This is a genomic window from Amycolatopsis sp. M39, assembly GCF_001651785.1.
Classification (GTDB): Bacteria; Actinomycetota; Actinomycetes; order Mycobacteriales; family Pseudonocardiaceae; genus Amycolatopsis; species Amycolatopsis rubida.
Genome location: NZ_LWSF01000041.1, coordinates 44,090 through 50,467, shown reverse-complemented (window position 1 = coordinate 50,467; position 6,378 = coordinate 44,090). Strand labels below are relative to the sequence as shown.

The following is a 6,378-nucleotide window of genomic DNA, read 5'->3' as shown; positions in this document are numbered from 1 at the left end:
CAGCAAGCGCTTCGACAACGCCGTCGCCGGCGGCAACGGCCTCCTGCTCAGCTGAACCCGACGCACTGAAGGCACCGGAAACGGGGTCCGGCCCACGCGGCCGGGCCCCGTTTCGCCGGTTTCGGCGCAATAGTCGCCCGGCTGGGGGAAATCGCCGCGGCACCTGTCGGGAACCGCTGGTCCGTCGGCGCTCCGCCGCACCGTCCGCTCACCCCGGAAGTTGCCCGCACAGCCTGGATCCGGGTGCATCCGGGCGTGCACGCCGCACGCCCGCCGAATACGGCCGCCGATTCGCGCGACCGGCCGTCCGCGGAAGGACCACCTGATTCAGCGAGATTCGCTGGCATTCGGTGGGTTCTTTCCCCTGAGCGAACAATCGCCTGGACAGCGGCGGACTCGCGCGGCACCCTGGAAGTGCAACCATGTCGGGGGGCAGGGGGAGCACATGGCGTTGCGCATTCATTTCACCGACGACGATTTCGGCCGGGCGAGGCGGCCCGCCGGCCCCGATCCGCTGTGGGAACTGGTGCTGAGCCTCACCGCGCTGCAGAGCCGCCGTCCGGCGGGCGGGCCGCGGGTCTGGTCCGCGCGTGCCCGCAAGCAGCTTCGCCGGGAGGGGCTGCTTCCGCACCCCCGTCCGGTGCCCGCGCTGGAGTTTCGCAACCGGGCCGTGAAGGCGCTGCCGCCCGGCGGGCAGTCCGGCGGCGGCGAAGCGACGGCCCGCCGCACGGGGGTGCTGAGACCGGCGGAGCGGCGGCGGGAGATCGGCCCGGTCGCGGGGGACGGCGTCGTGCGCGTGGAGAAAACGAGGCTGCGCGCCGACCTTCAGACGTTCTTCGTGCACGGGGTCGCGCCGTCGTGGGCCGGGGAACTGGCCGACGGGGCCCGTGCGCTGCTCGGGTCGGCGCTCACGTCGTACGGCCTCGCACGGCAGACCCCGGCCGCCCGCATCGACCGGGCCGGCGCCGCGATCTCCTGGGAGGGCCCGGAATTCTCCGGCGATCCTCCCGCGGACCGCAGTGTCTACTTCGGAGGATTGCTCGTGATCCCCGGCTATTTCCGTTTCGTGGAAACGGATCCGGCGACCGGACCGGAGCCGTCGGCGGTACTGGTCCGGCCCGCGGGGCGCGCGATCACCGCGGGCGAGAGCGCCCAGGACCCGCTGCCGGACCTGCTCGGCGCGACCCGCGCCCGCGCGCTGCACGCGCTGGCGGTCCCGCTCTCCACTGCCGAACTGGCCGGGGAAATCGGCGTGACCCCGGTCGCGGCGAGCCGGCACGCGGGTGTCCTGCGCCGCGCGGGATTGGTGGAGAGCCAGCAGGACGGGAAGACCGTCCGGCACGCGGTGACGGCCACCGGTCAGGCGTTGCTGAGCGCGTCCGGCGGGTGACGGGGAATGATTGTGCGCGCGGGAAGAATTCCACGTACTAACGGAAGACCGCGGCAATAAACGACGTGACCGCACGACTGGCAGGCGACGCGGTACCGAGGGTGCCTCCACCGGCGCGGAATGGAACGCGGATTGCCGATCCTGCTGCGGCGTCTGGGTTGCCTCGGTGTGGCGTTACCCACGAATGAGTGAAAAGAACGGGTGAAATCGGACATCGGCTCGGTGCCGACTGCCCGCGGTGGGCGCTTTTTCCTGCGACTTGGGCACATTTGTCCGCAAACCCTGTCACGGTCCCGGTTTTCGCGGCATTCTCGAGACATGGCTTCTGGTGGTTTGCGCGCGTCCGCGCAGCGCGGGCGCACGTTCCTCCTTCCGGTCCTGGCCGCGGCCGTCGCGGTCTCGGCGCTGGCCGGGATCTGCCTGGGGCTGTGGATCCACCGGCAGGGCTCGGCGGCGATCGGCCGCGCGCCCGGCCGGTCCGTCGTCGCCGCTGTCCAGCCCGGCTCCGGCGCGCTGCGCGGGAGCGAGGGCGCCGCGACACCCGACACCCGGCGCGTCACGTGGACCGCCCCGGACGGCGGCAGAGAAGAAGCGAACATCCCGCTGCGCTCCGACCCGGCGGCGCGCGGCTTGACCCGCGTCCGCGTTGACGCACGGGGCCAGCTCCGGGCCTCGTCGCCGGACCGGATCGACGTGCTGTCGGTGTCAGTGATCACGACGATCGCCTGGGAACTGGTCACCGTGATCGCGGGATTCGCGCTGTACCGCCGGTTCGCGCGAGGGCGCGCCGCCTGAAGTCTCAGCCGCCAGCGGCGGGGCGGAGCGCATGGCGAGGGAGTTCGGTGAAGGGCTCCTTGAGAGAAACAGAGTTCCTCAAGGAGTCCTTCACTGATCTCCTCGCGATCGCCTGCCGGGTCCGTCGGCAGTGGCGAGAACTTGCGCCGGGCTCGGCCGCGCGCAGGCACGGGTTTCCTGGGCGGGGGTCTTGCCCGGGGACGGCGCGCGGGGTCAGCGCCAGTGGCAGCGGTAGAACCAGACGATCGTGAGCGGGATCGCCGTCGTGAGCACCGCGCCGACCGCGATCGGCGCGGCGGAGCCCATCCCGAACCCGACCACCAGGACGACCAGCCCGGTCAGGAACACGCTGAGGACGCCGAGCGCGGCCGCGGCGAAGGTGACCGCGGGCATCGGGCGGAACTTCTCGAACCGGCGGGCAAGGCGCGGATTTTCCTGGGCGAGGCACCGCTCGATCTCGTCCAGCTGGTGTTGTTCGTGGTCGCGCAGCGCCATCGTCCGCTCCGCCCGTCGACCTGGCCGGGATTTTCTCCGCTGATTCTGCCACGAAAAGCGGCCGGAATCCGGGTCCGAGTTCGTTTCGACGCCCTGTGCGGGCGAGTCCGGCGAGCGGCGCGAAAGCGCTTCCGGACCGCGCGGCGAGGGCGGCCCAGCGCGTGGCGGACGCGGCGGGCCGCCCTCGCGGCTCAGTCGCGGCGGCGGCCGCCCGCGATGAGCCGGTAGCCGGTCAGGATGACCAGCGCGCCGAGCACCGCCAGACCCCAGGTGCGCAGGTCGAAGAACGTCCCGAGCTGGGTGTGGAACAGCGTTTTGCCGATCCAGCCGCCCACGAACGCGCCTCCGACCCCGAGCAGGATGGTGATGATGCAGCCGCCCGGGTCCTTGCCCGGCATGAGGGCCTTCGCGATCAATCCGGCGATCAGGCCCAGCACGATCCAGCTGACAACGCCCACGTCGGTCCTCTCCTCGGTACGGCGGCGGCCCGTCGGGCCGCCCCTGACCGGATCAGGATGGCATGGTCCGACCGGGTGGCGCCCGCCAGCATCGGGGCTACTGTCCGTAGCACCGGCGGGAGTCAGCGGCGGAGAGCGGTTTCGGTGTCCATGTGCGACAGCTTCGCCGGATTCCGCACCGCGTACAGGCCGGTGATCTTGCCCTCGTCGATGCGCAGCGTGAGCACCGTGTCGACCTCGCCGTCGAGCTTCAGCACCAGCGCCGGGTGCCCGTTGACCTGCGTCGGGCGCAGCGGCGCGGGGATCTGGGCGCTCCCGGCGGCCAGCAGCCGCGCGACCCTGCCCGCGCCGACGATCGGCCGCGGCACCGCCTGTTTGACGCCGCCGCCGTCGCCGAGGAAGACGACGTCCGGGGCGAGCAGGTCGAGCAGCCCTTGCAGGTCGCCGGTCTCGACGGCCTTCTGGAACGCGTCGAGCGCGCCGCGGGTTTCGGCGGGTGTGACGTCGCCGCGCGGACGGCGGGCGGAGACGTGCGACCGCGCCCGGTGCCCGATCTGCCGCACCGCCGCCGGGGTTTTGCCGACAGCTTCGGCGATTTCGTCGTACGGCACGTCGAAGACCTCGCGCAGCACGAACACCGCGCGCTCGGTCGGCCGCAGCGTTTCGAGCACCAGCAGCATCGCCGTCGAGACGCTGTCGGCCAGTTCGACGTCCTCGGCGACGTCCGGCGCGGTGAGCAGCGGCTCGGGCAGCCAGGTGCCGACGTAGGACTCCTTGCGCCTGCCGAGCGTGCGCAGCCGGGTCAGCGCCTGGCGGGTGGTGATCCGGACCAGGTAGGCGCGGTGCTCGCGGATCTCATTGAGGTCGACGCCCGCCCACTTCAGCCAGGTCTCCTGCAGCACGTCTTCGGCGTCGGCGGCCGAGCCGAGCATCTCGTAGGCCACGGTGAACAGCAGGTTCCGGTGGGCGAGGAAGGTCTCGGTGGCGAGGTCCGCGCTCGCTTCGCCGGGCGCTGTCATGGGTGGCTCCTTCGCGTTCTGGGGTCGATCGCCCATAGGACGCCGGCCGCCGGGAGTTTGTGACATCAGGTCCGGCGCTCGGTGCCGAGCCACGCCCGTGCGCCGAACCAGACGCCGTCGTGGCCGTGGTGCTCCGTCATTTCGGCGGGCAGCCGGGCGCGGGCTCGGTTTTGCTCACCGGCGTCGCGGGCGGCGAGCAGGTCGCTCGCTTCGCGGAGCTTGAGCACCGCGTCGAATGCCGCGGCGGGATCGGGGCCGTACCAGACTGGTTCGCGCACGCCAGCCAGTTCGACGTCGGCGAAGCCGTTCGCGGTGAGGACACTTCGGACAGTCGCGGGATCGGCGGGGGAGAAGGCGTCGCCGCGCGCGGTGCCGGACGGCGGATCGGCCTCGGCGAGCGCGCGGTGGATCGCGGTGACCCATTCCTGCCGCGCCGCTCCTGCCAGACGAGTTGCCCGAGCCGCAGCGCGCGGGCGACGTTGGCGAACGCGGCGGGCGGATCCTCGAAGAACATCGTGCCGAACCGGCTCAGCCCGAGCGTGAACGCGGCCGGCGGGAACGGATGGACCTGGGCGAACCGGACGTTGGGCACGTCCGCGGCCGCTCGCTCGGCGCGGGCGATCGTCGAGGCGGACAGGTCGGCTCCCAGCGCGCTGCCGCGCGTCGCGCGCTGAGCGGCGGCGCGGGTGGGCTCCCCGGCGCCGCAGCCGATGTCGAGGACATGGTCGTCCGGCTGGACGTCGGCGGCCTCGTGCAGGCGCCGGTGGTAGCGGCGGAGCTCGGCGTCGTGGTCGAAGGCCCCCATGGGATGCGAGGGTAGCCGGAGGAGACCTCGGCGGAGAGGAGTTCGCGACGATGGCGGAACGGGGACCGGACTGGCTGCGGCGGACGTGGGACGAGGCCGCGCCGCGGTACGACCGCGACATCGCCTGGTTCGAGCGGGCGCTGCTCGCCGACGGCCGCGAATGGGTGTGCGGGCAGGCCGCGGGGGAGGTGCTGGAGGTTGCCGTCGGGACCGGCCGGAATCTGCCGTTGTACCCGCCGGAGGTGCGGTTGACCGGGGTCGACCTCAGCCCGTCGATGCTGGACCTCGCCCGGCGCCGGGCCGCCGAGACCGGCCGCGCGGCGACGCTGACCGAGGCCGACGCGCAGTCCCTTCCGTTCCCGGACAGCACGTTCGACACGGTCGTCTGCACGCTGGGCCTGTGCGGCGTCCCGGACGAAGGCGGCGCGATCGCGGAAATGCACCGGGTGCTGCGGCCGGGCGGGCGGTTGTTGCTGCTGGACCACGTCGGCAGCCATCGCCGGTTCGTTCTCGCTGCTCAGCGGCTGCTGGAGAAGCTGACCGTGGCGCGGCTGGGGGACTACCTGACGCGCCGGCCGCTGCCCTTGCTCGCCGCGGCCGGGTTCGAGGTGGAACGGGCGGAGCGGAGCAAGGCCGGGATCGTCGAGCGGTTGGCCGCGCGGAAGGCCGGCTGATCCTGTACGTTCGTATAGGAGGGGTGCGATGAGCGGCGCATGGGCGCGGGTCCTGGTCGGCGTGCTGATGGTGGTCGTCGGCGCGGTGCTGTACTTCGTGTTCCACGACGTCGAGACGCCGGTGATCGGGTTGCGGCAGGTCGGCGTGGTCGTGGGAGTGCTCGGGGTGCTTGAGCTGGTCGCGGTCGCGTGGCGGGCGCGCACGGGGGCGTCCCGGCGGTGAAACGCGGCGCCCATGTGCTCGATGCCGTGCTTACTGTGTTGGCCGAGCAGGGAATCGGCTCGCTCAGCGTGCGGACAGTCGCCGCGGCGGCGGGCGTTTCCCCGGCTCAGGTGCAGTACTACTACCGGACGAAAAACGACCTCGTGCGCGCCGGTTTCGAGTACGCGGGCGAGCAGTTCCTGGCCGAAATCGAGGCGGCGCGACCGAAATCGATCGCCGGTTTCGTCGAGCTGTGGCTGCCGCTGGACGAACCGCGTGCCCGGCGTGCCCGGGTATGGCTCGCGTACGCCGCGGCGGCCGTCGTGGATCCGGTGCTGCGGAAGGAAAACGCGAACCTCGATCGCGAGCTGCGGCAGTGGTGCGTCGGCGCCGGGTTGTCCGAGGACGTGGCGGCGCAGGTGCTCGCGATGATCGACGGCGTGACGCTGCAGTGTCTCTCGCTGCCGATGGCGGAGCGTCGGGCGTTGGCGGACCGGACGGTCGGCACGTTCCTGGCAGCGCTACCTGAGTAAATGTAAC

Annotated in this window: 9 protein-coding genes; 5 read left to right on the top strand and 4 right to left on the bottom strand. The window is 72.2% G+C overall.

The window, feature by feature from the left end; all coding sequences use genetic code 11:
* Positions 1-445 precede the first annotated feature (445 nt).
* Positions 446-1,390, top strand: a complete 945-nt coding sequence (locus tag A4R44_RS43440; RefSeq protein WP_067595074.1) for a winged helix-turn-helix domain-containing protein — start codon at positions 446-448, stop codon at positions 1,388-1,390.
* A gap of 318 nt (positions 1,391-1,708) precedes the next feature.
* Complete coding sequence (locus tag A4R44_RS43435; RefSeq protein ID WP_198545671.1) at positions 1,709-2,185, top strand: hypothetical protein; 477 nt, start codon at positions 1,709-1,711, stop codon at positions 2,183-2,185.
* Positions 2,186-2,398: 213 nt separating this feature from the next.
* On the opposite strand, the gene A4R44_RS43430 is transcribed toward A4R44_RS43435, so the two are convergent.
* From A4R44_RS43430 to A4R44_RS47125, 4 genes are all read right to left on the bottom strand, one after another.
* Complete coding sequence (locus tag A4R44_RS43430) at positions 2,399-2,680, bottom strand: DUF3040 domain-containing protein (protein WP_067595068.1); 282 nt, start codon at positions 2,678-2,680, stop codon at positions 2,399-2,401.
* Positions 2,681-2,871: 191 nt separating this feature from the next.
* Positions 2,872-3,138: a GlsB/YeaQ/YmgE family stress response membrane protein gene (locus A4R44_RS43425; protein WP_067595066.1), complete on the bottom strand. Its 267-nt coding sequence runs from the start codon at positions 3,136-3,138 to the stop codon at positions 2,872-2,874.
* 122 nt (positions 3,139-3,260) lie between these two features.
* Positions 3,261-4,157, bottom strand: coding sequence for an RNA polymerase sigma-70 factor (locus tag A4R44_RS43420; RefSeq protein WP_067595064.1), 897 nt, complete (start codon positions 4,155-4,157; stop codon positions 3,261-3,263).
* Between the two features lie 136 nt (positions 4,158-4,293).
* The gene (locus A4R44_RS47125; RefSeq protein ID WP_232792057.1) at positions 4,294-4,962 is read right to left on the bottom strand and encodes a class I SAM-dependent methyltransferase; all 669 of its coding nucleotides are present in this window, start codon (positions 4,960-4,962) and stop codon (positions 4,294-4,296) included.
* Positions 4,963-5,012: 50 nt separating this feature from the next.
* Here A4R44_RS47125 and A4R44_RS43410 point away from each other — a divergent pair, with 50 nt between their 5' ends.
* The 3 genes from A4R44_RS43410 to A4R44_RS43400 are packed head-to-tail and all read left to right on the top strand — an operon-like array spanning position 5,013 to position 6,371.
* A complete protein-coding gene (locus tag A4R44_RS43410) occupies positions 5,013-5,636 on the top strand; it encodes a class I SAM-dependent methyltransferase (RefSeq protein WP_067595060.1) in 624 nt (207 codons plus the stop codon).
* Positions 5,637-5,664: 28 nt separating this feature from the next.
* The gene (locus A4R44_RS43405; protein ID WP_067595056.1) at positions 5,665-5,859 is read left to right on the top strand and encodes a hypothetical protein; all 195 of its coding nucleotides are present in this window, start codon (positions 5,665-5,667) and stop codon (positions 5,857-5,859) included.
* Positions 5,860-5,885: 26 nt separating this feature from the next.
* Positions 5,886-6,371, top strand: coding sequence for a TetR/AcrR family transcriptional regulator (locus A4R44_RS43400; protein WP_161269319.1), 486 nt, complete (start codon positions 5,886-5,888; stop codon positions 6,369-6,371).
* Positions 6,372-6,378: the final 7 nt, after the last annotated feature.

Excerpts from the sequence above, each read along its gene's own strand:
- A4R44_RS43405 (WP_067595056.1), top strand. The coding sequence starts at position 5,665 with ATGAGCGGCGCATGGGCGCGGGTCCTGGTCGGCGTGCTGATGGTGGTC.
- A4R44_RS47125 (WP_232792057.1), bottom strand. The coding sequence starts at position 4,962 with ATGGGGGCCTTCGACCACGACGCCGAGCTCCGCCGCTACCACCGGCGC.
- A4R44_RS43420 (WP_067595064.1), bottom strand. The coding sequence starts at position 4,157 with ATGACAGCGCCCGGCGAAGCGAGCGCGGACCTCGCCACCGAGACCTTC.
- A4R44_RS43410 (WP_067595060.1), top strand. The coding sequence starts at position 5,013 with ATGGCGGAACGGGGACCGGACTGGCTGCGGCGGACGTGGGACGAGGCC.
- A4R44_RS43440 (WP_067595074.1), top strand. The coding sequence starts at position 446 with ATGGCGTTGCGCATTCATTTCACCGACGACGATTTCGGCCGGGCGAGG.
- A4R44_RS43430 (WP_067595068.1), bottom strand. The coding sequence starts at position 2,680 with ATGGCGCTGCGCGACCACGAACAACACCAGCTGGACGAGATCGAGCGG.
- A4R44_RS43435 (WP_198545671.1), top strand. The coding sequence starts at position 1,709 with ATGGCTTCTGGTGGTTTGCGCGCGTCCGCGCAGCGCGGGCGCACGTTC.